The sequence below is a fragment of the Bradyrhizobium sp. TM233 genome (assembly GCF_036247965.1).
Classification (GTDB): Bacteria; Pseudomonadota; Alphaproteobacteria; order Rhizobiales; family Xanthobacteraceae; genus Bradyrhizobium; species Bradyrhizobium ottawaense.
This window is the reverse complement of record NZ_BTIG01000013.1, coordinates 177,470-201,641: the sequence shown is the minus strand read 5'-3', so window position 1 is coordinate 201,641 and position 24,172 is coordinate 177,470. Positions and strand designations below refer to the sequence as shown.

Genomic DNA, 24,172 nt, shown 5'->3' with positions numbered 1-24,172 from the left:
TGTCCCGTTGCGGAGACACCCTCTCCCCGACCCTCCCCCGCAAGCGGGGGAGGGAGCGCATCTTCATCTTGGCGAGCGATCCGCATCACACGCTAACGCCCGGCAATTTCAGCCGAATCACCCGAAGAATTACGTGGGTTGGAACCGCCCGGCCGGCATTTTTGGGGGGCTATGTTTGCGTTCACGATCTGGACTCTTACCGGCGGAGTCGCGGTGAGGGTATTGTCGTTTGATTCGCGCGCGACGGGGGTCGCCGCGCGTAAATTCGTGCGGTCTTGGGGCAACTATGTCAGGCGTGATCGTGTCGATGCGTCGGACGCTGCTGTCGTGCACATCGCTGGCGCGCAACGGCTTGTTGGGAGGCGCTCTTGCGGCGCTGCTGCCGGCTGCGCCGGCCGAGGCGGCCGACCTCATCGACACCCTCTCCATCATGCTGGATTTCAACCGGCAGGAACTCGCGGTGCTCGCCACCGCGCTGGCCTTGCTCGGCTTCTCGGTGGTGGCTGCGATCCTCTTGATGCGCACGCGCGTGCGCACCGCGAAGAACGAGGCGCGGCTGCGCGCCCGAATCGGGGAACTGCAGCTCCAGGCCGACCGCTTCGGCGCGCTGCTGTTCGCCGAGCCGCAGATCCTGATCTCCTGGCCGGCCGGCGACAATCGCGCGCAGATTTCCGGCGACATCTCCTTGGTGCTGCCGCGCGATTCCTCGCCGCAACGCGTGCTCGCATTCGGAACCTGGCTGCCGCCGGAGCCCGCACTCCAGATGGATCATGCCGTCGATGCGCTGCGTGACCGTGGCGACGGGTTCCAGCTGACCCTGACCACCGCGCATGGCCACACGCTCGAGGCCATCGGCCGCGCCATCGGCGGCCAGGCCATTGTCCGGATTCGCGAACTCTCGGGGCTGCGCCGCGATCTGGCCGAGACCAATCTGCGCTACAACGCGCTCTCCGACGAGACCGAGATGCTGCGCGGCTTTGCCGCCAACGCGCCCTGGCCGATCTGGGCCAAGGGCGAGAACGGCGCGCTGACCTACGCCAACCCGGCCTATGTCCGCGCCACCGAGGCAAACAACGTCACCGACGCGCAGGAGCGCAGGCTCGAGCTGCTCGACAGCGCCGACCGCAGCGCGATGGAACGGGGACTGAAGGACACCGCCAATTTCAACGCGCGGCTGCCGATCGTGATCAGCGGCGAGCGCCGCATCTACGACGTGCGCGCGGTCAATGTCGGCAGCGGCAGCGTCGGCGTCGCCATCGATGCCAGCGAGGCGGATGCGCTCAGCTCGGCGCTGGTACGGATGGCAGAGGCGCATCGCCGCACGCTCGACCAGCTCTCCTCCGGCGTTGCCGTGTTCGACGGCCAGCGCCGGCTCGCCTTCTACAACGATTCCTACCGCCGGCTGTGGGACCTCGACCGCACCTTCCTCGACGCCAATCCCGACGATTCCAGCGTGTTGGATCAGCTCCGTGCCGCGCGAAAACTGCCGGAGCAGCCGGACTTCCGTGCCTGGAAATCCAAGCTGCACGAGGCCTATCGCGCGGTCGAGACCACCAAGGACACCTGGTACCTGCCCGACGGCCGCGCGCTCTCGGTCGTCACCACGCCGAACCCAGAAGGCGGCGTCACCTATCTGTTCGACGATGTCACCGAGAGCCTCGAGCTCGCTCGCCGCTTCGACGGCATGATCCGCGTCCAGCGCGAGACGCTGGACAGTCTCGCCGAGGGCGTCGCCGTGTTCGGCAGCAACGGCAAGGCGCAGCTGTTCAACCCGGCCTTCGTGCGGATGTGGAAGCTGTCCAGCGATGCCATGCGCGACGAGCCGCACATCCAGACGGTGGAAGGCTGGTGCCATCAGCTGTTCGACGACCCCGCGGTCTGGCGCCAGATCCGCGAGGCCGTCACCTCGATCGAGAGCCGCGCCGACGTGCCGCTGAAGCTGGAGCGCAAGGATGGCAGCGTGCTCGACGGCATGATCCGTCCGCTGCATGACGGCGCGACCATGCTGACGTTCCAGGACATCACCGACACCGAGAACGTCGAGCGCGCCCTGCGCGAGCGCAACGAGGCGCTGGAGGCCGCCGACCAGATGAAGGTGGATTTCGTCCACCACGTCTCCTACGAGCTGCGCTCGCCGCTCACCACCATCATCGGCTTCGCGCATTTCCTCAGCGATCCCTCGACCGGGCCGCTGACGCCGAAACAGGCCGAATATCTCGACTACGTCACCAAATCGACCAACGCGCTGCTGGCGCTGACCAACAACATCCTCGATCTTGCCACCATCGACGCCGGCGCCATGAAGCTGGAACTCGGGCCGGTCGACGTCAGCAAGACCATCGAGCTGGCCGCGGAAGGCATCCAGGACCGGCTCGCCACCGACCGCATTCGCCTCAAGGTCGAGATCGCGCCCGATGTCGGCAGCTTCGTCGGCGACGAGAAGCGCGTGGTGCAGGTGCTCTATAACCTCCTCGCCAACGCCGTCGGGTTTTCTCCACAGGATTCCACGGTCGGCATCAGCGCGCGGCGTACAGAGCGTAGCGTGGTCTTCACTGTGACAGATTCCGGGCCTGGAATACCTGCCGACATGAAAGACAAGGTGTTCAACTGGTTCGAAAGCCGCTCGCAAGGCTCGCGTCACCGCGGTGCCGGGCTCGGCCTGTCGCTGGTGCGCTCCTTCGTCGAGCTGCATGGCGGCAAGGTGCGGGTGGATTCGATCGTCGGCCGGGGCACGGTCGTGATCTGTGACTTCCCGACCGACCAGGCGGCGCATCGCGACGCCGCCGAATGAGCGCGCCCACCACATTCTCCGTCGCGCTTCACAACGAGACGGCCACCGCGCAACTGATGGCCGACCTCGCGCTGCTGGTCGGTCCCGGCGATGTCATCACCCTCACCGGCGATCTTGGCGCCGGCAAGACCGCGGCCGCGCGCGCCATGATCCGCTACCTCGCCGGCGACGAGGCGCTGGAGGTGCCGAGCCCGACCTTCACCCTGGTGCAGGGCTACGAGCTGCCGCCGTTTCCGGTGATGCACGCCGATCTCTACCGCGTCGAGGACGAGAGCGAGCTCGAGGAGATCGGGCTGTCGCCGCTGCCCGATGCCACGCTCGTCCTGATCGAATGGCCGGAGCGGGCGCCGTCGGCGATGCCGCAGGACCGCATCGACATCGCACTGACGCATCGGCCGGCGCTGGGCTCGAATGCGCGCGCCGCCGACATCACCGGTTACGGCAAGGGGGCCGCCGCTGTCGCGCGGCTGCAGGCGCTGCGCGAATTCCTCGACGCCTCCGGCTACATGGATGCAACGCGCAAACGCATGGCCGGCGATGCCTCGACCCGCTCCTATGCGCGGCTCTTGCGCGACGACGACATCGTCATCCTCATGAACTTTCCGCAGCGCCCTGATGGTGCTCCGACGTACAACGGAAAATCCTACAGCGCCGCAGTGCACCTCGCCGAGAACGTCAAACCCTTCGTCGCCATCGACGAAGGCCTGCGCGCGCAGGGCATCTCCGCGCCCGCGATCCACCATTCCGACCTCGACCATGGCTTCCTGATCACCGAGGATTTCGGCAGCGAAGGCGTGATCGAAGGCGACCCGCCACGCCCGATTGCCGAGCGCTACGAGGCCGCGACTGACGTGCTGGCCGTGCTCCACGGCAAGACGCTGCCGGAAACATTGCCGCTGGACGGACAGACCTACGCCATTCCCCTCTTCGATGCCGAGGCGCTGCTGATCGAGATCAGCTTGATGCCGGAATGGTACCTGCCCGATCGCAACACGCCGCTGAGCGACGACAAGCGCGCCGAATTCTTCGCGATGTGGCGCGAGCTGCTGAAGAAGCCGCTGGCCGCGCCGAGGACGTGGATCATCCGCGACTATCACTCGCCCAATCTGATCTGGCTTCCGGATCGCGCCGGCATCGCGCGCGTCGGCGTGATCGATTTCCAGGACACCGTGCTCGGTCCGCAATCCTACGACGTGGTGTCGCTGCTGCAGGACGCCCGCATCGACGTGCCCGAAAGCCTCGAGCTGACGCTGCTGTCGCGCTACATCAAGGCGCGGCGCGCTGGCGATGCCGGCTTCGATCCGGCCGGGTTCGCCGAGCTCTACGCCATCATGTCGGCACAGCGGAACACGCGGCTGCTCGGCACCTTCGCCCGCCTCAACCGCCGCGATGGCAAGCCGCATTATTTGCGTCACCAGCCGCGGATCTGGACCTATCTCCAGCGCTCACTGGCGCATCCCGCGCTGAGCCCTTTGCGCGACTGGTATCTCGCCAACGTCCCACCGCCCCAAAGTCCGCCAAAGGCCTGATTCGGAGTCCGATTTACCGGCTGTTAGCCAAGACGCCGGTATTCTGGCGGCGAGGCAGCCGGATGATTACGGGCTGGAGCGGGCAGATGGCGGTAAAGACGGACCAGCGAGGCAACAGCCGGGTTGTCTTCGAGCGCGGGATCTCGGCCCAGATGATGGGAATCGACGGCACCTGGCGGCGCGACTGCACCATGGAGGACGTCTCCGAGACCGGCGCCAAGCTGACCATCGACGGCTCGGTGGAGGGCCTCCATCTGAAGGAATTCTTTCTGCTGCTGTCGTCCACGGGACTTGCGTACCGGCGTTGCGAGCTGGCCTGGGTCAATGGCGACCAGATCGGGGTCAATTTCCTCAAGCTCGGTGACAAGAAGAAAAAGACGCGTTCCACAGCCGTCGGGGCATGATGGCAACACCCGTCGTACAACCGTCACGGCGGGTGGTTAAGGCGGTTGAGATGCGGTGCGGCTGATCTAACCTCGTGTTAGGATTGCTGCGAACGCGAAAGGTCCGAGAAAGCGAAGGATGTCCGTCAAACCGACCAAAGCCATGGTGCTCGCCGCAGGATTTGGCCTGCGCATGCGTCCGCTGACGGACAAGATGCCGAAGCCGATGGTGCCGGTGGCCGGCCAGCCGCTGCTCGACCATGTGCTCGACAAGCTCGGCCAGGCCGGCGTGACCGAGGCCGTGGTCAACGTGCATTACCTGCCGGATCAGATCATCGATCACACAGCATCGCGCCAGCTTCCGCGCGTGACGATTTCCGACGAGCGCGACCAGGTGCTCGGCACCGGCGGCGGTGTGGTCAAGGCGCTGCCGCTGCTCGGCGACGCGCCGTTCTTCCATGTCAATTCCGACACGCTCTGGATCGACGGCGTGCGCTCCAATTTGACGCGGCTTGCTGAAAATTTCGACCCCGCGCGGATGGACATCCTGCTGCTGATGGCGCCGACTGCGACCAGCATCGGCTATAGCGGTCGCGGCGATTACGGCATGCTGCCCGACGGCGCCCTGCGCAAGCGCAAGGAAAAGGAGGTCGTTCCGTTCGTCTATGCCGGCGCTGCGATCCTGTCGCCGTCGATCTTCGAAGGCGCGCCGCAGGGCGAGTTCTCGCTGACGAAGATGTTCGACCGCGCGGGCGAGCAGGAGCGGCTGTTCGGCCTCCGTCTCGACGGCGTCTGGATGCATGTCGGCACGCCCGACGCCGTGCACGCCGCGGAAGAGGCGTTCCTGGAGAGCGTGGCGTAGGCCAGCCTCGAGGACGGTGCCGTAGGGTGGGCAAAGCGAAGCGTGCCCACCACCTGATGCCGTCGGGAAAGATCGTGGGCACGGCGCAAGTGCGCCTTTGCCCACCCTACGGCACCTCGCCTAGTCCGGCGAACAACGGGGACTATCCCACCTCCGCCCATGACCATTTGAGCCCGCCTCCCTATATTGCCCTGATCTCCGAATCAGGCGGTTCATGCGCGTCTTCAGCGTCCCCATCTCAGTTCCATTCCTGCGCACGATCGTCGCGAGCCTGCTCGAGGGACGGCTGGTCGAGGGATTCGAGGCGCGCAAGGAACCGGCGCGGCTGGCGGATGCCACGCTGTATTTGCCGACAAGGCGTGCGATGCGCGTGGTCCGCGAGATCTTCCTCGACGAGATGAAAGCGGACGCCGTGGTGTTGCCGCGCATCGTCGCGCTCGGCGACATCGACGAGGATGAGCTCGCCTTCGCCGATGAAGGCGAGCAGTTCTCCGGCGCGACTCCGCTCGACATTCCGCCGCGGCTCGGCGAGCTCGAACGACGGCTGACGCTGGCGCAACTGGTTGCGGCGTGGGCCAAGGGCCCGGTGCTGTCGCCGCTGGTGGTCGGCGGACCTGCCTCGACGCTGGCGCTCGCCGGCGACCTCGCGCGCCTGATCGACGACATGGTGACGCGCGGCGTCGACTGGAGCGCGCTCGACGGCCTCGTACCTGATAACCTCGACCGCTACTGGCAGCACTCGCTCGAATTTTTGCGGATCGCGCGCATCGCCTGGCCCGGGCATCTCGCGGAAATCAACCGGATCGAACCCGCGGCGCGGCGCGATCTGCTGATCGCGGCGGAAGCCAAACGGCTGACCGCGCATCCGAGCGGGCCGGTGATCGCAGCCGGTTCGACCGGATCGATGCCGGCCACCGCAAAATTTCTGCACGCAGTCGCCTCGCTGCCGAATGGCGCAGTGGTGCTGCCGGGCCTCGACACCGATCTCGACGACGACGCCTGGCGCAGCATCGGCGGCGTGCGCGACTCGCTCGGCAAGTTCGCGGAGCATCCGGCGTCGAACCATCCGCAATATGCCATGCACGCGCTGCTGGATCGTTTTGGCATCAAGCGCAGCGACGTCGAGATTCTCCAGCCGCCAGCGGACGGCGGCCGCGATCTGCTCGCATCCGAATCGATGCGACCATCGGCCAAGACGGAAGTCTGGCACGACCGGCTGAAGCAGCCGGATGTTGCCGCGAAGATCACCGGCGGCATGAAGAATCTCGCTGTCGTCGAAGCACCCAACCCTGAAATGGAAGCGCTCGCCATCGCCATTGCGATGCGCGAGGCGCGACATCTCGACAAATCGGCGGCGCTGGTGACGCCCGACCGCGCGCTGGCACGACGCGTGATGGCCGCGCTGACCCGATGGGATCTCGCGTTCGACGATTCCGGCGGCGACGTGCTGATGGAAACATCCGCCGGCGTTTTCGCGCGGCTTGTGGCGGAAGCGGCGACCAAGGGATTGGAGCCGCCGACGCTGCTGGCGATGCTGAAGCATCCGCTGTGCCGGCTCGGCCGACTGCCTGGCGCGTGGAAGGCGGCGATCGAAGATCTCGAGCTTGCAGTCCTGCGCGGCACGCGCCCGCCTGCGGGCACGGCCGGCCTCTTGCGCGAATTCAACCGCTTTCGCGAGGAGCTGACAAAGCTGTGGCGCAGCGAGGTCTCCGCGCTCCACAAGGCCGAGCCCCGCGCGCGTCTCAAGGCTGAGGATCTCGACCGCATCCAGACGCTGATCGACGCCCTGCAAGCAGCATTGGCGCCGATCGAGAGCCTGCCGCCATTAAAGCCATATGACTTCGCCGAGCTCGCGCACCGGCACCGCGAGATCATGATCGAGCTGTCGCGCGACGAGCAGGGCATCCCGCTGGCCTTCGAGGAGCGCGAAGGCCTCGCGCTCGCCGGCGCCTTCGACGATCTGCTGCGCGGCGGCACGATCAGCGGATTGATGGTGACGCTGCCTGATTATGCCGACGTCTTCCAGACCGCGTTCAGCGATCGCGCGGTGCGGCGGCGCGACAAGCCGGGCGCGCGGCTGCAGATCTACGGCCCGCTGGAATCGCGCCTGATGCAGGCCGACCGCATCATCGTCGGCGGGCTGATCGAAGGCGTTTGGCCACCCGCGCCGCGCATCGACCCCTGGCTCAGCCGGCCGATGCGGCACGAGCTCGGTCTCGATCTGCCGGAACGCCGCATCGGCCTCTCCGCCCACGATTTTGCCCAGCTGCTCGGCGGCGACGAGGTGATCCTCACCCATTCCGCCAAGGCCGGCGGCGCGCCGGCGGTGGCTTCGCGCTTCCTGCATCGGTTGGAAGCGGTTGCGGGCGACGATCATTGGAAGGCGGCCGTTCGCGCCGGCGAGAAATATGTGCAGTTCGCCGGCGCGCTGGACCAGCCGGACGAGGTCAGGCCGATCAAGCAGCCCGAGCCGCGGCCGCCGCAGGCCACGCGGCCGCTCAGGATGTCGGTGACCGCGATCGAAGACTGGCTGCGCGATCCCTACACGATCTACGCAAAACACATTTTGCGGCTCGATGCGCTCGATCCCGTCGACATGCCACTGTCGGCCGCCGACCGGGGCTCGGCGATCCATGACGCGATCGGCGAGTTCACTGAGAGCTATGCCACACGTCTGCCTGACGACCCCGCGCGTGTGCTGCGCACGATCGGCGAGAAATATTTCGCTCCGCTGATGGAACGGCCCGAGGCGCGGGCGCTGTGGTGGCCGCGCTTCCAGCGCATCGCGCGCTGGTTCGGCGAATGGGAGACCGCGCGGCGCAACGCGATCGAGGCCATTACCGCCGAGACACGCGGCGAGATATCCATTCGCCTCGACAATGCGCGCACGTTCCATCTTTCCGCACGCGCCGACCGCATCGAGCGGCGCCAGGGCGGCGGCTACGCCATTCTCGACTACAAGACCGGCCAGCCGCCGACCGGCAAGCAAGTGCGCATGGGCCTGTCGCCGCAGCTCACGCTGGAAGCCGCGATCCTCCGCGAGGGCGGTTTTCCCGATATCGACGCAGGTTCTTCCGTGAGCCAGCTCGTCTATGTGCGCCTGAGCGGCAACAACCCGCCCGGCGAGGAGCGTATCCTCGAGCTCAAATACAAGCAGAGCGACGAGCCGCAACCGCCGGACACGGCGGCCGCGGAAGCACGGGCCAAGCTGGAGGCGCTGATCCGTGCCTTCGAGGACGAGAACCAGCCCTACACTTCGCTGAACCTGCCGATGTGGACGAACCGCTACGGCGCCTATGACGACCTTGCCCGGATCAAGGAATGGTCGGCAGCCGGCGGCTTGGGGATCGAGGAATGGTGAAGCTGCCGCGCCCCATCCCCGACGAGGTGCGCGCGCGGCAGGCGCGTGCGTCCGACCCGACCGCGTCGGCCTTCGTGTCGGCCAATGCCGGCTCGGGCAAGACGCATGTGCTGGTGCAGCGGGTGATCCGCCTGCTGCTGTCGGGCGTGCCGCCGGAAAAGATCCTCTGCATCACCTTCACCAAGGCCGCCGCCGCCAACATGGCCGAGCGCGTGTTCACCACGCTGGGACATTGGGTGACGCTGGATGATGCAGCGCTCGACGGAGCGATCAAGGCTGTCGGCATCCCGCATCCCAGCGCGAAAATTCGGCGCGACGCGCGAAAGCTGTTTGCCTGTGCGCTGGAGACGCCGGGCGGACTGAAGGTGCAGACCATCCACGCGCTGTGCACGCGCCTGCTCCAGCAGTTTCCGTTCGAAGCCAACGTGCCCGCGCGCTTTGCCGTGATCGACGAGCGCGACCAGACCGACATGATGGAGCGCGCCAATCTGAAGGTGCTGCTGGAGGCCGCGCGCGACCCGGAGAGCGTCACCGGCCGCGCATTGCTGACCGCGATGGCGAGCGCGGCCGACGTCACCTTCAAGGAGGTCGTGCGCGAGGCCTGCCTCAGCCGCGATCACTTCATGGCCTGGACGGACGAGGCCGGCAACGCAGAGGCCGCTGCCGCGCAGATGGCGGCGGCGCTGGGTGTTGACCCCGCCGACCGCATCGAGGACATCGAGACCGAGATTCTCGATGGACCCTTTCTGCCGCGATCGCGCTGGGACGACATCGCCTTCGCGCTGGAGGACGGCAGCAAGTCCGACAACGACCAGGCCGGCCGCCTTCGCGACGCAAAGGCATTTTCCGGCAGCGCGCAGGTCGATGCCTATCTCTGCGTCTTTCTCACCGACGAAAAGCTGCCGCGCAAGGCGGTGCTGACCAAGAAGTTTGGCGAGCACAACCCGTCCGTCGCCCGCCTGTTCGAGAACGAGGCGCAGCGCATTGGTGTATTGATCGAGAAACGCCGCGCCGTGACCATGCGCGATCGCACCGCGGCGCTGTTGCACATTGCGACCGCTGCCGCGGCAAACTATCGTCGCGAGAAGCAGGAGCGCGGCCTGCTCGACTACGACGACCTCATCGACAAGACGCTGGCGATGCTGAACCGCGTGTCTTCGGGCTGGGTGCATTACAAGCTCGACCGCGGCGTCGACCACGTGCTGATCGACGAAGCGCAGGACACCAGCCCGCGGCAGTGGGACATCGTCGCCCACATCATTTCCGAATTCACGGCCGGCGAAGGCGCGCGCGAGGGGCTGAACCGCACGGTCTTCGCGGTCGGCGACGAGAAGCAGTCGATCTTCTCGTTCCAGGGCGCTGACCCGCACGAATTCGACAGGCGCAAGCGAGAGCTGGATCGCAGATTCAGAGCTGCCGGGCTGAAGTTCGACCCCGTCGCCTTTACCTACTCGTTCCGTTCGGGTGCTGCGATCCTGCATTCGGTCGACCACGTCTTCCGCGAGCCCCAGATCTACAAGAGCATCCATTCGATCGACGTCGGCCATCCCTTGCACAATTCGCTCAGCGATGCTGGTCCAAGCGTCGTCGAGCTCTGGGACCTCGCGGAGGCCGATGACAGGCAGGACATCGAGGGCTGGCGCGCGCCGTTCGACGGCGTCGCCGTCACCAGCCCCGAGGTCAAGCTGGCGCGCCGCATCCAGGCCGAGATCAAGCGGCTGGTCGAGAGCGGCACGCTGACGGGGCACGAAGGCGAGCGGCGGCCGCTGCGCTATGGCGACATGCTGATCCTGGTGCGCCGGCGCGGCAATGCGTTCGATGCCGTGATCCAGGCGCTGAAGCACGCCGGCGTTCCGGTGGCCGGCGCCGACAGGCTCAAGCTGACCGAGCACATCGCGATCATCGACCTGATGAACCTCGCCGATGCCCTGCTACTGCCGCAGGACGATCTCGCGCTGGCTGTGGCGCTGAAGAGCCCGCTGTTCGGGCTCGATGACGACGACCTGTTCCAGCTTGCCCATGACCGCAAGGGATCACTGCGCCGCGCACTCGGCGAGCATGCGTCCGGGAGCGAGAAGTTCGCGGCCGTGCTGCGGCGTCTGGAAGCCTGCGAGACGCGCGCGCGCGAGGAGACGCCGTTCGCCTTCTACGCCTGGCTGTTGGGAGGCGACGGCGGCCGTGCGCGCATCCTGCGCCGGCTCGGCCACGAGGCCAATGATGCGCTCGACGAATTCCTGGAGCTGGCGCTGAGCTGTGAGCGCAAGGCGCCGGCCTCGCTGCAGGGCTTCATGGCCTGGCTGCGCTCGGCCGACACCGAGGTGAAGCGCGACATGGAGATCTCGCGCGACGAGGTGCGGGTGATGACCGTGCACGGCGCCAAGGGCCTGGAGGCTTCCGTAGTGTTCATGGTGGACACCACATCGTCGCCGGCAGACTCACAGCGGGTTCGGCTGATCCACGTGCCGCGCGGCAATGGCGGTGAGGTCGTGGTCTGGGCCGGCCGCAAGGCTGATGACCCCAAGCCCGTCGCCGACGCGCGCAAGGCCATGCTCGAGGAGACCGAGGACGAATATCGCCGCCTGCTCTATGTCGCGATGACACGCGCGGCCGACCGACTGATCGTCGGCGGCTGCATGCCCGGCAATATGAGGACGGTGCGCAAGCTGAGCTGGTACGACCTGGTCGACACCGGTCTCGGCGGCTCGGGCCTGGACAAGCAGACGATCGAGACGCCGCTCGGCAAGGTGACCCGATTCACCCGGCCAGAGGACGTCGCCGCGCTGGGTATCCCGGCGGCGACCGTGGACCAGACGGTCGCGTTGCCGGACTGGCTGCGGACGCCAGCGCCGCGCGAGACCGTTGACGACGATCTGGTGCGTCCCTCCGGTCAGGTCGCCGAGCAAGGCCGCGCGGTGCGGACTGGCGAATCGGTCCAGTCCCGCGCGCTCGCGCTGCAGCGCGGCACGCTGGTGCACCGTCTGCTGCAATCCCTGCCCGATATCGCCGCGGAGCGCCGGCGCGAGGCCGCGCTCGGCTTCATGGCGCGCAACGCCGCGGACTGGACGGAAGCCGACCGCACCGCTTTGGCCGACAAGGTGCTGGCCTTGATCAATGAACCGCGCTTTGCGCCGGTCTTTGCCGCCGGCAGCCGGGCGGAGGTCGCTATCGCCGGCCGACTGGAGCGGCCGGGCCGTGCGCCAGCGCTGGTGTCGGGGCAAATCGACCGGCTGGTCGTTCGTCCGGATGAGGTTTTGATCGTCGATTTCAAGACCAACCAGGCGACGCCCAGGAACGCCGCGGAGGCGCCCGCCGCCTATGTCCGGCAGCTTGCGCTGTATCGGGCGGTGCTGGCGCGGCTTTATCCCCAAAAGCCGATCCGCGCCGTCCTGCTCTGGACCGAGGCCCTTGAATATATGGAGATTTCACCCCCCGCGCTGGACGCGGCGCTGGCATCCCTTCATCTCGGCGTGAGCGTCCTTGACCCGGCAAGGGGCCGTTCATAGGTTGACGGCATGATTCCGGGCGCGATTCCCATCCGCGCCGATTCTTTCAACCGAACGAGGTACTCCCATGGCCGTTGGCAAGGTTTCTGACACCGATTTCGAAGCCGAAGTGCTCAAGGCGAACGGTCCTGTGGTCGTCGATTTCTGGGCTGAGTGGTGCGGCCCCTGCCGCATGATCGCGCCCGCCCTTGACGAGATCGCCGGCGCGATGGGCGACAAGGTCAAGATCGTGAAGCTCAACGTCGACGAGAGCCCCAAGACCGCGTCCAAGTATGGCGTGATGTCGATCCCGACCCTGATGATCTTCAAGGGCGGCGAGATGGCCTCCCGCCAGGTCGGCGCGGCGCCGAAGGCGAAGCTGCAGCAGTGGATCACCTCCGCGGTCTGATCCGCGGCGCGTAAGATTATTTTCGACAACGGCCGGCGAAAGCCGGCCGGTTTGCGTTGATGGGACGTGTCCAGCGTATGACGAGTCCCGCCCTTGCCCGCCCCTCCCGCAAAGCGCGCGCGAAAATCGACCTCCTCTCTCGTTGCGATGGAGGCGCGGTCGGTCGACGAGATTCCGCGCGGCAAGGAGTGGCAGTACGAGCCGAAATGGGATGGCTTTCGCTGCCTGCTGTCGCGCGACGGCGGTCATGTCGATCTGCGCTCAAAATCCGGCGAGGATCTCGCGCGCTATTTCCCGGAAGTAGTCGTCGCCGCATTGAAGCTGAAGGCAGATCGCTTCACCCTCGACGGTGAGATCGTCGTGCCGCACGGCAAGAGTTTTTCGTTCGACGCACTCCTGCAACGCATTCATCCCGCGGCGAGCCGCGTGACGAAACTCTCGCAGGACACGCCGGCGCTCTATCTCGCCTTCGATCTGCTCGCGGCGGCAAAACAGGAGCAGCTTGCTGAGCGGCCGCTGAGCGAACGACGGCCGGCGCTGGAAGCTTTTGCGAAGGCCATTCTGAAGGCCAGTCTCTTCCGGCTCTCACCGGCGACAACGAACTATGCCACCGCGAAGAAATGGCTGGCTCAGTCCGGTGCCGGCTCGGACGGCGTCATCGCCAAGCGCGTCGACCTGCCCTATCAGGCCGGAAATCGCGACGGCATGCAGAAGATCAAGAAATTCCGCAGCGCCGATTGCGTCGTCGGCGGCTTCCGCTACGCCACCAACAAGATCGCGGGGCGAAAGGTGGTCGGCTCGCTGCTGCTCGGGCTCTATGACGATGGCGGCCTGCTGCATCATGTCGGCTTCAGCTCCGCGATCAAGGCAGAGGAGAAGCCCGCGCTGACCGACCGGTTGGAGGCGCTGATCGCAGAACCCGGCTTCACCGGCAACGCGCCGGGCGGGCCGAGCCGCTGGTCCACCGAGCGCTCGGCGAAATGGTGTCCGCTCAAGCCAAAACTGGTGATCGAAATCTGCTACGACCATTTCAGCGGCGAACGCTTCCGCCACGGCACCTCGATCCTGCGCTGGCGCCCCGACAAAGCACCGCGGCAATGCGGCTTCGAGCAGCTGAAGCAGAAGGTGGCGGACCCGATGAAGCTGCTGAAGTGAGTCGGTCTAGTGCCCCGGACGCAGCGCGAAGCGCTGCACCGCGTCCGGGACACGAGAGGATTTACCTGAGCCATCCGGTCGCGATCGCCTGCGCCAGTTCGGGCTGCCCATTGCGCCGCGCCAGCGCCGCCATCGCCTCGTGATCGTACGCGACGTGGCGGAATGTCACCTGCCAGGCACCATCAACCAGATCGAGGATCGCGTAGCGCGCATGCGGCGTGCCGGCCTCGACGACATGCGGATAGGGATGCTTGTCGCGAAAGCCGGGACTGCCGACGCTGCCGGGATTGACGATCAACCGGCCGTCGCGCAAGCGCACGGCGCGGGCGAGATGGGTGTGGGCGCAGAGGATCAGGGATTGCGTGAGCCCCAGCGCGAATTGCTCGATGCGGTCGAGCGGCGACAGCGCCACCGCGCCGTCCGGGTGCACTATGTCGAGCCAATAGACCTCGTCGTTATCGGGCGTCGCGTGGCAGAGGAACACCTGCTCGCGAAACACCCGCGTCATCGGCTGCGCGCGCAACCAATCCAGTTGCACGATATTAAGCGCTGCGTGGGCGGGGCGATCCCACGAGCCCATTTTCTCCGGGGGGCGGTCGAGCAGATAGCGGTCGTGATTGCCGAGCACGTGCACGGCGTCGAGCGTCATCAGGATCTCGATGGTGCGGCGCGCATCGAGCGGGCCGCTCAGCATGTCGCCGAGATTGACGATGTCGGTGATATCAAGGGCCCGGATGTCGGCCAGCACCGCCTCCAGCGCGAGATAGTTTCCGTGGACGTCGGCAATCGCGGCGAAACGCATGTTGTTATCCCCACTCTCGTGCCCCGGACGCAGCGCAGCACGCAGTGGTGCGCTGCTGAGCCGGGGCCCATGTTGCGGCATTCTGGGTCCCGGCTCGCGCTCCGCGCGTCCGGGACAAGAGAAATCATGCAGGAGGCGTGCCGTTGATCGCCAGCACGTGGCCGGCCAGATACAGCGAGCCGGTGATCAGGATGCGCGGCGGCACCTCGTAGGCGAGCTTCGACAGGGCGCGCAGCGCGGCCTCGACGCCGGAGACGGTCTCGACGCGCATGCCGAGGCTGCGAGCGGCGTCGGCGAGGCGATCGACCGGCATCGCGTTCTCGGTGTCGGGGATCGGCACCGCGATGATGTGACGGGTGAGACCGGCGAAATTGGCGAGAAAGCCCTGCGCATCCTTGTTGGCCATCATGCCGGCGATGACGACCAGCGGTCGCGACACCCGCTCTTCGAGATCTCCGAGCGCGGCTGCCGCGACGCGGCCGCCTTCGGCATTGTGCCCACCATCCAGCCAGATCTCCGAGCCCTGCGGTCCCCACGAGAGCAACTCGCCGGAGGTGATGCGCTGCATCCGCGCCGGCCATTCGGCACCGACGATGCCGGCCTCGAACGCCGCCTGATTGATCTTGAAGTTCGGAATCGCGCGCAGCGTCGCGATCGCAAGGCCGGCATTATCGAACTGGTGGCGGCCGAACAGCCGCGGCGCTGCCAGATCCATCAGGCCGCGATCGTCGGAATAGACGAGGCGACCGTGCTCGACATTGACGTGCCAGCTCTCGTTCGCCGCAAAAAGCGGCGCGCGCATGCGCTTGGCCTGCGCCTCGATCACCGCCATGGCTTCGCCCGCCTGCTCCGCGGAGATCGCGGGCACGCCGCGCTTGATGATCGCCGCCTTCTCGCCGGCGATCGACGTCAGGGTGTCCCCGAGGAAATCCATGTGGTCCATGCTGACGGGCGTGATCACGCAGGCCGCCGGCGCATCGATCACGTTGGTCGAATCGAGCCGGCCGCCGAGGCCGACTTCGAGCAGCACCACGTCGGCCGGGTTCTGCGCAAACAGATGGAAGGCGGCCGCCGTCTTCAGCTCGAACAATGTCGCGGCCTCACCGGCATTGACGCGCTCGACCTCTTCGAGTGCGGTACGCAACTCGTCATCGCCGACGAGCCCGCCACCGCCGACGCGGCCGAGCCGGAAGCACTCGTTGATCCTGACAAGATAGGGCGAGGTGTAGGCGTGCACCCGCAGGCCTGCTGCCTCCAGCGTCGCGCGCAGATAAGCGAGCGTCGAGCCCTTGCCATTGGTGCCGGCGATGTGGATCACCGGCGGCAGCTTGAGCTCGGGGCGGCCGAGCCGCTCGAGCAGGCGGTGCATCCGCTCCAACCCGAGATCGATGCGCTTCTGATGCAGGACCGACAGCCGCCCGATCAATTCACCGAGCGGCGTCTTCGCGCTGTCAGGGGACGCGTTCACGCGTGGGGCGCAGCCGGCGCCGTCTCGGCGGCCGATACGATCTGCGCCGGGCTGACCACCGGCTGCATCGGCTTCGACGCGGTCTCCAGCGCCGGCGCCTTGGTCAGCAGGCGGCAGAGCCGCGCCAAAGTCGGACGCAGCTCGTGGCGATGCACGACCATGTCGACCATGCCGTGCTCTTTCAGATATTCGGCGCGCTGGAAACCTTCAGGCAGCTTCTCGCGGATGGTCTGCTCGATCACGCGCGCGCCGGCAAAGCCGATCAGCGCGCCGGGTTCGGCGATCTGCACGTCGCCGAGCATCGCATAGGACGCGGTGACGCCGCCGGTGGTCGGGTTGGTCAGCACGACGATGTAGGGTTGCTTGGCCTCGCGCAGCATCTGCACCGCGACCGTGGTGCGCGGCATCTGCATCAGCGACAGGATGCCTTCCTGCATGCGCGCGCCGCCCGAGGCGGCGAACACGATGAACGGCGACTTCTTCTCGACCGCGAGCTCGAGCCCGCGGACGATGGCTTCGCCTGCGGCCATGCCGAGCGAGCCGCCCATGAAGTCGAAATCCTGCACGGCGACGACCACGGCGGAGCCTTCGAGCTTGCCGTAGCCGACCTTGATCGCGTCGTTCAGATTGGTTCGGGCGCGCGCGTCCTTGATGCGGTCGACGTATTTCTTCTCGTCGCGGAACTTGAGCGGATCTGGCGTGACGTCAGGCAGCGCGACGTCGAACCATGTCTCGTTGTCGAAGATCGACTTCAAGCGCGCTACCGCACCCATGCGCATGTGATAGTTCGAGCCGGGGATGACGAACTGGTTGGCCTCGACGTCCTTGTAGAACACGAGCTGCCCGGAATCCGGACACTTGATCCACAGATTCTCCGGCGTCTCCCGCCGCAGCATGTTGCGGATCTTCGGCCGGACCACGTTGGTAAGCCAGTTCATGGTTTGCTCCGATGTGCGACCCGCCTCGCGGATCGCCTGAAGGGATATATGGCGACCGGGCCGTTGCCCGGCAAGCCGCCGTGTCGCCGTGTCGCCCGCCCCAAAAGCGGAATTATGGCCTATTCCGCCGCTGCCCGCGCGCCTTTGACGCCCTGGGCCAGGGCCGCCGTCAGCTCAGCCACGGCGTTAACGGTTTTGCCGGTCGCCCGTCCCTCGGCGTCGAGGCTGTTCTTGAGCGCATCGACCAGCGCGGTGCCGACGACCGCACCATTGGCATGGGAGGCAATGGCACGCGCCGTCTCCGGCGTGCGGATACCGAAGCCGACGCAGACCGGCAGCTTGGTGTGCCGCTTGATGCGGGCGACCGCTTCGCTCACGGCCGAGGAGTCCGCCGTCGCAGCACCGGTGATGCCGGTGATGGAGACGTAGTAGACGAAGCCCGAGGTGTTGGCGAGCACGGCCGGCAGGCGCTTGTCGTCGGTCGTCGGCGTCGCCAGGCGAATGAAATTGAGGCCGGCCTTCAGCGCGGGCAGGCAGAGCTCGTCGTCCTCTTCCGGCGGCAGGTCGACGATGATGAGGCCATCGACACCGGCGCTCCTGGCATCGACCAGGAACTTGTCGACGCCGTAGATGTAGATCGGATTGTAGTAGCCCATCAGCACGATCGGCGTCGCATTGTCGTCCTTGCGGAAGCTGCGCACCAGCTCCAGCGTCTTCTTCAGCGTCATGCCGGCCTTGAGCGCACGCAGCCCGGCGGCCTGGATCGAGGGACCGTCGGCCATCGGATCGGTGAAAGGCATGCCGATCTCGATGACGTCGGCGCCTGATTTCGGCAGCGCCTTGATGATCTCGAGCGAGGTCGCGGGATCAGGATCGCCGGCCATCAGGAAGGTCACGAAGGCCGAGCGGCCCTGCTTCGCAAGCTCGGCAAAACGGATGTCGATACGCGTGGTCACTTCTTGCCCCTCAGGATGTCGCCGACCTGCGGGACGTCCTTGTCGCCGCGGCCGGAGAGGTTGACGACCATCAGGTGATCCCGAGGCCGCTTCGGCGCGAGCTCCATCACCTTGGCGATGGCGTGCGCGGGCTCGAGCGCGGGGATGATGCCTTCGAGGCGCGACAGCAGCTGAAACGCGGCGAGCGCCTCGTCGTCGGTCGCGGAGAGATAGTTCACACGGCCGATCTCGTGCAGCCAGGAATGCTCGGGACCGATGCCGGGATAATCGAGGCCGGCCGAGATCGAATGCGCGTCCTGGATCTGGCCGTCCGCGTCCATCAAGAGATAGGTGCGGTTGCCGTGCAGCACGCCGGGACGGCCGCCCGCGATCGACGCCGCATGCAGCTGCGTCAGCCCATGGCCCGCAGCTTCGACGCCGAAGATTTCGACGGAGGGATCGTCGAGGAACGGATGAAACAGGCCCATCGCGTTCGAGCCGCCACCGATGCAGGCGACCAGCGAATCCGGCAGGCGGCCTTCGACCTCCTGCATCTGCGTCTTGGTCTCGTTGCCGATGATCGACTGGAAGTCGCGCACCAGCGTCGGATAGGGATGCGGGCCGGCCACCGTGCCGATGCAGTAGAAGGTGTTGTGCACGTTGGTGACCCAGTCGCGCAGCGCCTCGTTCATGGCGTCCTTCAGCGTGCGCGTGCCCGACTGCACCGGCATCACCGTGGCGCCCAGCATCTCCATGCGGATCACGTTGGGCTGCTGCCGCTCGACGTCGACGGCGCCCATGTAGACCACGCATTCGAGCCCGAAGCGCGCGCACAGCGTCGCGGTGGCGACACCGTGCTGGCCGGCACCGGTCTCGGCGATGATACGCTTCTTGCCCATGCGCCGCGCCAGCATGATCTGGCCGAGCACGTTGTTCACCTTATGCGAGCCGGTGTGGTTGAGCTCTTCGCGCTTCAAATAGATCTTGGCGCCGCCGAGATGCTCGGTGAGACGCTCGGCGAAATAGAGTGGCGAGGGCCGGCCGACATAGTGCTTGAGATAGCCGTTCATCTCGGCCTGGAACGCCGGATCGGCCTTAGCCTCAGTGTAGGCCTTCTCCAGATCGAGGATCAGCGGCATCAAGGTTTCGGCGACGAAGCGGCCGCCGAAGATGCCGAAATGGCCGCGATCGTCGGGACCGCTGCGATAGGAATTGGGTTTGGCGACGTTCATCGAACACTCAACTCTTGGCTGGATTCTTGGCTGGCGCGCGCAGCGCGAATGAAGGCCTTGATCATTTCAGGATCTTTCACGCCGGGGGCGCTCTCGACACCGGAGGAGACGTCGACGCCGCCGGCGCGGGTGACGCGGAGTGCCTCGGCGAGATTGTCGGCGTGAAGCCCGCCCGAGACCATGTAGGGCAGCTTCAGATCGAGGTTTTCGAGAAGGTGCCAGTCGAACGGCTCCCCCAGGCCGCCGGGCCGGGTCGCGTCCTTCGGCGCGCGGGCATCGAACAGGATGCGGTCGGCGATCGCGGCATAGCCGGGCAACACGGCGAGATCGGCCGCGGTCGCGACCGGGACCGCCTTCATCACCGGCCGGCCGAACCGCTGCTTGATGTCGCGCAGCCGCGCCACGCTCTCCTTGCCGTGCAGCTGGAAAATGTCCGGCGACAGCGCGTCCATGATGTTGTCGAGCGTCGCATCGTCGGCGTCGACGGTGAGGGCGACCTTGAGCGCGCGCCCCTTCACCTGCCGGCCGAGATCGCGGCCAAGCTCCAGGGACAGGTGCCGCGGCGAAGGCGGGAAGAACACGAACCCCACCATATCCGCACCCGTCTCGAGCGCCGTTTGAAGCGTCTCGCGCGTGGACAGGCCGCAGATTTTGACGAGCAGGGACATGGTCTCAAAGCAAATGGAGGCCGCAACGTGCGGCCGGAAAACAGCGTTTTCGGTCGGGGCCGCTTCTACAACGTCGCGCGCTGCTTGTCTCGCCCGATGGGCCCGTAAAGCCCGACCCCGGAGGGAACGGGAAGGCGCTGCGACCCGGGCTTTGCCGCGGCCGCCTGGGCCCGCAAATCGGCCAGTTCGCCCCTGGCGGCCCGTGAATCCGCCTCGTGCCGGCGCGCCGCGCGGCGCCAGTGCCGCTGGCCGAACCAGACGGCACAGCCGCCAGCGAAGACGCCGAGGGCGGCGACCAGGATCAGGAGCAGGAACAGCGGCAGTGTGACCGACAATGACGGGTCGTTCGCAATGAACGGATCGAACGAGACCGCGACGAAGTGCCGGTTGGCAACGGCGAAGGCCACCAGGATCAGGCCCAGCGGGATCACGATCAGCGCGGTCAGGAACTTTCGCATCGCGATCGCTCGTCTTGAATCAAGCTTGCGGCCGCATCGTGCGGCCGTTCGGTTAAACCCCGACGACGACAGCCTCAGTCGGGCGCGCCGGGATCCGGATGGTCGCGGTTCAGCCGCTCGCGCATTTCCTTGCCGGTCTTGAAGAACGGAACGCTCTTCTGATCGACGGGCACATGGGCGCCGGTACGTGGATTGCGCCCGGCGCGTGCAGGGCGATGCTTGACCGAGAAGGCACCGAAGCCGCGCAACTCGACGCGGTCACCGCGCGCGAGGGCCGCTACGATCTCTTCGAGAATCGCATTCACAATGTTCTCGACATCCCGCTGGTACAGATGCGGGTTGTGCTCGGCGATACGCTGAACAAGTTCGGATTTGATCATCGAGAGATAGGACCCGGAAGCGTGCGGATGACCATTTCCGTGAAAATACCTTGATCTGTCAAGACGCTAAATCAAGGTTGAGCGTCGTGAAATTGCGTGACAAATGCCGAAAAAGCGGGCTGCCCCGACGCGCGTCAAACGGGAAAACCCTCAGATGCTCGCCCAGTTCCGTCAATTTGAGGCGGCCGGTTGCCACAGGGCCAGCATTCCATCCATTCCGAACCGATCGACCGCCTGCGCGACGCCGGTTTGCCCGATTTGATGCGCAATCGAGCCCAAACCGAGCGCTTCCAGCGTAACGGCGGCGGCCGTCTTGAGGAATGGCAGATCGCCGAAGCGCGGCTGGAGCTTGTAGTCGCGCACGGAGAGCCCCTTCTTGACGCCCTTCTGCTCGACCAGCCAGGTCACCGCCGTCTTCTCGTCGCCGATCTGATCGATCAGCTTGAGATCGATCGCCTGGCGCCCGGTGAAGACGCGGCCATCAGCCACTTTCTCGAGCTGCGTGTCATCCATGCCACGCCGCTCCTTCACCAATCCCCTGAACCAGGCATAGGAATCCTTCACCAGCGCATCGAGGGCGGCCCGTGCTTCCGGGCTGGTCGGCTCAAAACCGTTGGGCGCGGCCTTCAGCGGCGACGACTTCACCTCCTCGACCTTGACGCCGATGGTCTTCAGCAGCTCGCTGACGTTGGGATATTGGAACAGCACGCCGATCGACCCGACCAGCGAGCTCTGCTGGGCGATGATGTGGTCGCTGGCAATCGCCGTGATGTAGCCCCCGGAGGCAGCCAAGCCCTCGACCACCACGACGAGCGGCTTTTTCGCCTTCAGCCGGACAAGCGAATCGTAAAGCTGCTCGGACCCGGCCGTGGTGCCGCCCGGCGAGTTGATGTGAATGATGACCGCGGCGGCCTGCGAATTCTCCAGCCGCTCCAGCGCCTGCGTGCGATCGGAATCGCTGCGGATCAGGCCCTCGATCTGGACCCGCGCGATCGAGCCGGCGGATGCGAACGTGCCCCGCGTCCCCGGTGTCACGACCAGCGCAAAGCCCGCAATCGCCGCAATCGCGATCAGCGCAGCCACCACGCGCCAAAACGTCAGCTTGCGGCGGATCCTGCGGCGATCGACGATGATGTCCGAATCGAGCGACATCTAGGTATCTCCAAATGAAAGGCCGGACGCGTTGTGCCCTCACAGCGTGACCAACGGCTTATCTGGATACATCAATTGCGGCGCAATTTGAAGAAAACAAGGCCTCTTGAGGCCCAGCAAGCAGCCACAAGCTCAGTCGTCATCCCCGCGAACGCGGCGATCCATAACCCCAGGCAAGAGTTGTCGCGCGAGCTCGCAACCGCGAGTCTTCGCCAAACTCGATCCTGTGGTTATGGGTCCCGGGCGCGCGCTTTGAGCGCCCCGGGACGACAGCGGAGTTTGTGGAGGCGGCAACAAAAAAGCCCCGGCTCGCGCCGGGGCTTCGATGTCTGGCGAACCGAAAGGTTCGCTTACTTGCTGTCGCGGTTCTTGAGCGCGGTGCCGAGGATGTCGCCGAGCGTTGCTCCCGAATCGGAGGAGCCGTACTGCGCGATGGCTTCCTTCTCTTCGGCAACTTCGAGCGCCTTGATCGACACCTGGACCTTGCGGGCCTTCTTGTCGAACTGGATCACGCGGGCGTCGACCTTCTCACCGACGGCAAAGCGTTCGGCGCGCTGGTCGTTGCGGTCACGGGCGAGCTCGGAGCGCTTGATGAAGGTCGAGAAGTCGGTACCGGTGATCTTCACCTCGATGCCGCTTTCCTTCACTTCGAGCACTTCGCAGGTCACGACCGCGCCCTTCTTGACATCGCCCGGCTCGGCGAAGGGGTCGCCTTCGAGCTGCTTGATGCCGAGCGAGATGCGCTCCTTCTCGACGTCCACATCGAGCACCACGGCCTTCACCATGTCGCCCTTCTTGTAATTGTCGATCACCTGCTCGCCCGGAAGCTTCCAGTCGAGGTCGGAGAGATGGACCATGCCGTCGACGTCGCCCTCGAGACCCAGGAACAGACCGAACTCGGTCTTGTTCTTGACCTCGCCCTCGACCGTCGAACCGGTCGGGTGACCTTCGACGAAGACCTCCCAGGGGTTGCGCATGGTCTGCTTGAGGCCGAGCGAGATGCGGCGCTTGACGGAATCGACTTCCAGCACCTGCACTTCGACTTCCTGCGAGGTCGAAACGATCTTGCCGGGGTGCATGTTCTTCTTGGTCCACGACATCTCGGAGACGTGGATCAGGCCTTCGATACCCGGCTCGAGCTCGACGAACGCACCGTAGTCGGTGATGTTGGTGACGCGGCCGGTGAAGCGGGCACCCAGCGGGTACTTGGCTTCGATGCCCTGCCACGGATCGTCGAGCAGCTGCTTCATGCCCAGCGAGATGCGGTGCGTCTCGTGGTTGATCTTGATGATCTTGACCTTCACGGTCTGGCCGATCGAGAGCACCTCGGTCGGGTGGTTGACGCGGCGCCACGCGATGTCGGTGACGTGCAGCAGGCCGTCGATGCCGCCGAGATCAACGAACGCACCGTAATCGGTGATGTTCTTGACCACGCCGTCGATGACCTGACCCTCTTCGAGGTTCTGCACCAGCTCCTGACGCTGCTCGGCGCGGGTCTCTTCGAGAACCGTGCGGCGGGACACGACGATGTTGCCGCGGCGGCGATCCATCTTGAGGATCTGGAACGGCTGCGAGTTGTTCATCAGCGGCGCAACGTCGCGGATCGGACGGATGTCGACCTGCGAGCGCGGCAGGAAGGCCACGGCACCGTCGAGGTCGACGGTGAAGCCGCCCTTGACCTGGTTGAAGATGACGCCGTTGACCTTCTCGTTGTTCTGGAACGCCTTCTCGAGCTTGCCCCAGCTCTCTTCGCGGCGCGCCTTGTCGCGCGACAGCACGGCTTCGCCGAGCGCGTTCTCGATGCGATCGAGGAACACTTCAACCTCGTCGCCGACCTTCAGTTCGCTGTCACGGCCGGGGCCGGAAAATTCGCGCAGGGCGACGCGGCCCTCGGTCTTCAGGCCGACGTCGATGACGGCCATGTCCTTTTCAATTGCAACAACCTTGCCCTTGACGACTGAGCTCTCCTGCAGGTTGCCACCTGCGAAGGACTCGTCGAGCATCGCGGCGAAATCGTCGCGCGACGGGCTATAGGTATCAGCAGAAGTCGAAGCCATTTGTTCTCCAGTTGCGGATGTCGTGCCGGCCGTTGGGTTCATGGGCGTATCGCGCGCGCAGTGTCGGAAGGTCCGCAGAACCTTCGAGCGACCGCTCGCTGCTCCGGCCT

At 66.0% G+C, this 24,172-nt stretch carries 18 protein-coding genes; 8 read left to right on the top strand and 10 right to left on the bottom strand.

Annotated features, from left to right (window positions below):
• The first annotated feature begins 286 nt into the window (after positions 1–286).
• From AABA86_RS24895 to AABA86_RS24860, 8 genes are all read left to right on the top strand, one after another.
• Positions 287–2,791, top strand: coding sequence for a sensor histidine kinase (locus AABA86_RS24895; RefSeq protein ID WP_338308763.1), 2,505 nt, complete (start codon positions 287–289; stop codon positions 2,789–2,791).
• Positions 2,788–4,320: a tRNA (adenosine(37)-N6)-threonylcarbamoyltransferase complex ATPase subunit type 1 TsaE gene (gene tsaE / locus AABA86_RS24890; RefSeq protein ID WP_338308762.1), complete on the top strand. Its 1,533-nt coding sequence runs from the start codon at positions 2,788–2,790 to the stop codon at positions 4,318–4,320. Before AABA86_RS24895 ends, tsaE begins: the two co-directional genes overlap by 4 nt.
• An 86-nt stretch (positions 4,321–4,406) precedes the next feature.
• On the top strand, positions 4,407–4,724 hold the full coding sequence (locus AABA86_RS24885; protein WP_212243443.1) for a PilZ domain-containing protein: 318 nt from the start codon (positions 4,407–4,409) through the stop codon (positions 4,722–4,724).
• A gap of 118 nt (positions 4,725–4,842) precedes the next feature.
• Entirely contained in the window at positions 4,843–5,565 is a 723-nt protein-coding gene (locus AABA86_RS24880; RefSeq protein WP_212243441.1) for a nucleotidyltransferase family protein, read from the top strand.
• A 214-nt stretch (positions 5,566–5,779) separates the two neighbouring features.
• Complete coding sequence (gene addB / locus AABA86_RS24875; RefSeq protein WP_338308761.1) at positions 5,780–8,926, top strand: double-strand break repair protein AddB; 3,147 nt, start codon at positions 5,780–5,782, stop codon at positions 8,924–8,926.
• Positions 8,920–12,429, top strand: a complete 3,510-nt coding sequence (gene addA, locus AABA86_RS24870; protein ID WP_338308760.1) for a double-strand break repair helicase AddA — start codon at positions 8,920–8,922, stop codon at positions 12,427–12,429. Before addB ends, addA begins: the two co-directional genes overlap by 7 nt.
• A 67-nt stretch (positions 12,430–12,496) precedes the next feature.
• Complete coding sequence (gene trxA / locus AABA86_RS24865; RefSeq protein ID WP_007598398.1) at positions 12,497–12,817, top strand: thioredoxin; 321 nt, start codon at positions 12,497–12,499, stop codon at positions 12,815–12,817.
• 147 nt (positions 12,818–12,964) lie between these two features.
• Positions 12,965–13,972 carry an ATP-dependent DNA ligase gene (locus tag AABA86_RS24860; RefSeq protein ID WP_338308774.1) on the top strand — a complete coding sequence of 336 codons (1,008 nt, stop codon included), beginning with the start codon at positions 12,965–12,967 and terminating at the stop codon, positions 13,970–13,972.
• A gap of 61 nt (positions 13,973–14,033) precedes the next feature.
• Here AABA86_RS24860 and AABA86_RS24855 read toward each other — a convergent pair whose 3' ends face one another.
• From AABA86_RS24855 to rpsA, 10 genes are all read right to left on the bottom strand, one after another.
• A complete protein-coding gene (locus AABA86_RS24855) occupies positions 14,034–14,774 on the bottom strand; it encodes a metallophosphoesterase family protein (protein ID WP_338308759.1) in 741 nt (246 codons plus the stop codon).
• A 124-nt stretch (positions 14,775–14,898) separates the two neighbouring features.
• Positions 14,899–16,242 (bottom strand): bifunctional folylpolyglutamate synthase/dihydrofolate synthase, encoded by a 1,344-nt coding sequence (locus AABA86_RS24850; protein ID WP_338308758.1) that lies wholly within the window; start codon positions 16,240–16,242, stop codon positions 14,899–14,901.
• The gene (gene accD, locus AABA86_RS24845) at positions 16,239–17,180 is read right to left on the bottom strand and encodes an acetyl-CoA carboxylase, carboxyltransferase subunit beta (RefSeq protein ID WP_338308757.1); all 942 of its coding nucleotides are present in this window, start codon (positions 17,178–17,180) and stop codon (positions 16,239–16,241) included. The genes AABA86_RS24850 and accD overlap by 4 nt, the downstream gene beginning before the upstream one ends.
• A 119-nt stretch (positions 17,181–17,299) precedes the next feature.
• Positions 17,300–18,136, bottom strand: coding sequence for a tryptophan synthase subunit alpha (gene trpA, locus AABA86_RS24840; protein ID WP_338308756.1), 837 nt, complete (start codon positions 18,134–18,136; stop codon positions 17,300–17,302).
• Entirely contained in the window at positions 18,133–19,347 is a 1,215-nt protein-coding gene (trpB, locus tag AABA86_RS24835; protein ID WP_212243429.1) for a tryptophan synthase subunit beta, read from the bottom strand. Before trpB ends, trpA begins: the two co-directional genes overlap by 4 nt.
• Positions 19,344–20,015 (bottom strand): phosphoribosylanthranilate isomerase, encoded by a 672-nt coding sequence (locus AABA86_RS24830; protein WP_338308755.1) that lies wholly within the window; start codon positions 20,013–20,015, stop codon positions 19,344–19,346. Before AABA86_RS24830 ends, trpB begins: the two co-directional genes overlap by 4 nt.
• A 65-nt stretch (positions 20,016–20,080) precedes the next feature.
• Positions 20,081–20,473 (bottom strand): DUF1049 domain-containing protein, encoded by a 393-nt coding sequence (locus tag AABA86_RS24825; RefSeq protein ID WP_212243428.1) that lies wholly within the window; start codon positions 20,471–20,473, stop codon positions 20,081–20,083.
• 74 nt (positions 20,474–20,547) lie between these two features.
• A complete protein-coding gene (locus AABA86_RS24820; RefSeq protein WP_007598410.1) occupies positions 20,548–20,853 on the bottom strand; it encodes an integration host factor subunit beta in 306 nt (101 codons plus the stop codon).
• A gap of 171 nt (positions 20,854–21,024) precedes the next feature.
• The gene (sppA, locus tag AABA86_RS24815) at positions 21,025–22,005 is read right to left on the bottom strand and encodes a signal peptide peptidase SppA (RefSeq protein ID WP_091962325.1); all 981 of its coding nucleotides are present in this window, start codon (positions 22,003–22,005) and stop codon (positions 21,025–21,027) included.
• A 350-nt stretch (positions 22,006–22,355) separates the two neighbouring features.
• The gene (gene rpsA / locus AABA86_RS24810; RefSeq protein WP_028139473.1) at positions 22,356–24,062 is read right to left on the bottom strand and encodes a 30S ribosomal protein S1; all 1,707 of its coding nucleotides are present in this window, start codon (positions 24,060–24,062) and stop codon (positions 22,356–22,358) included.
• Positions 24,063–24,172: the final 110 nt, after the last annotated feature.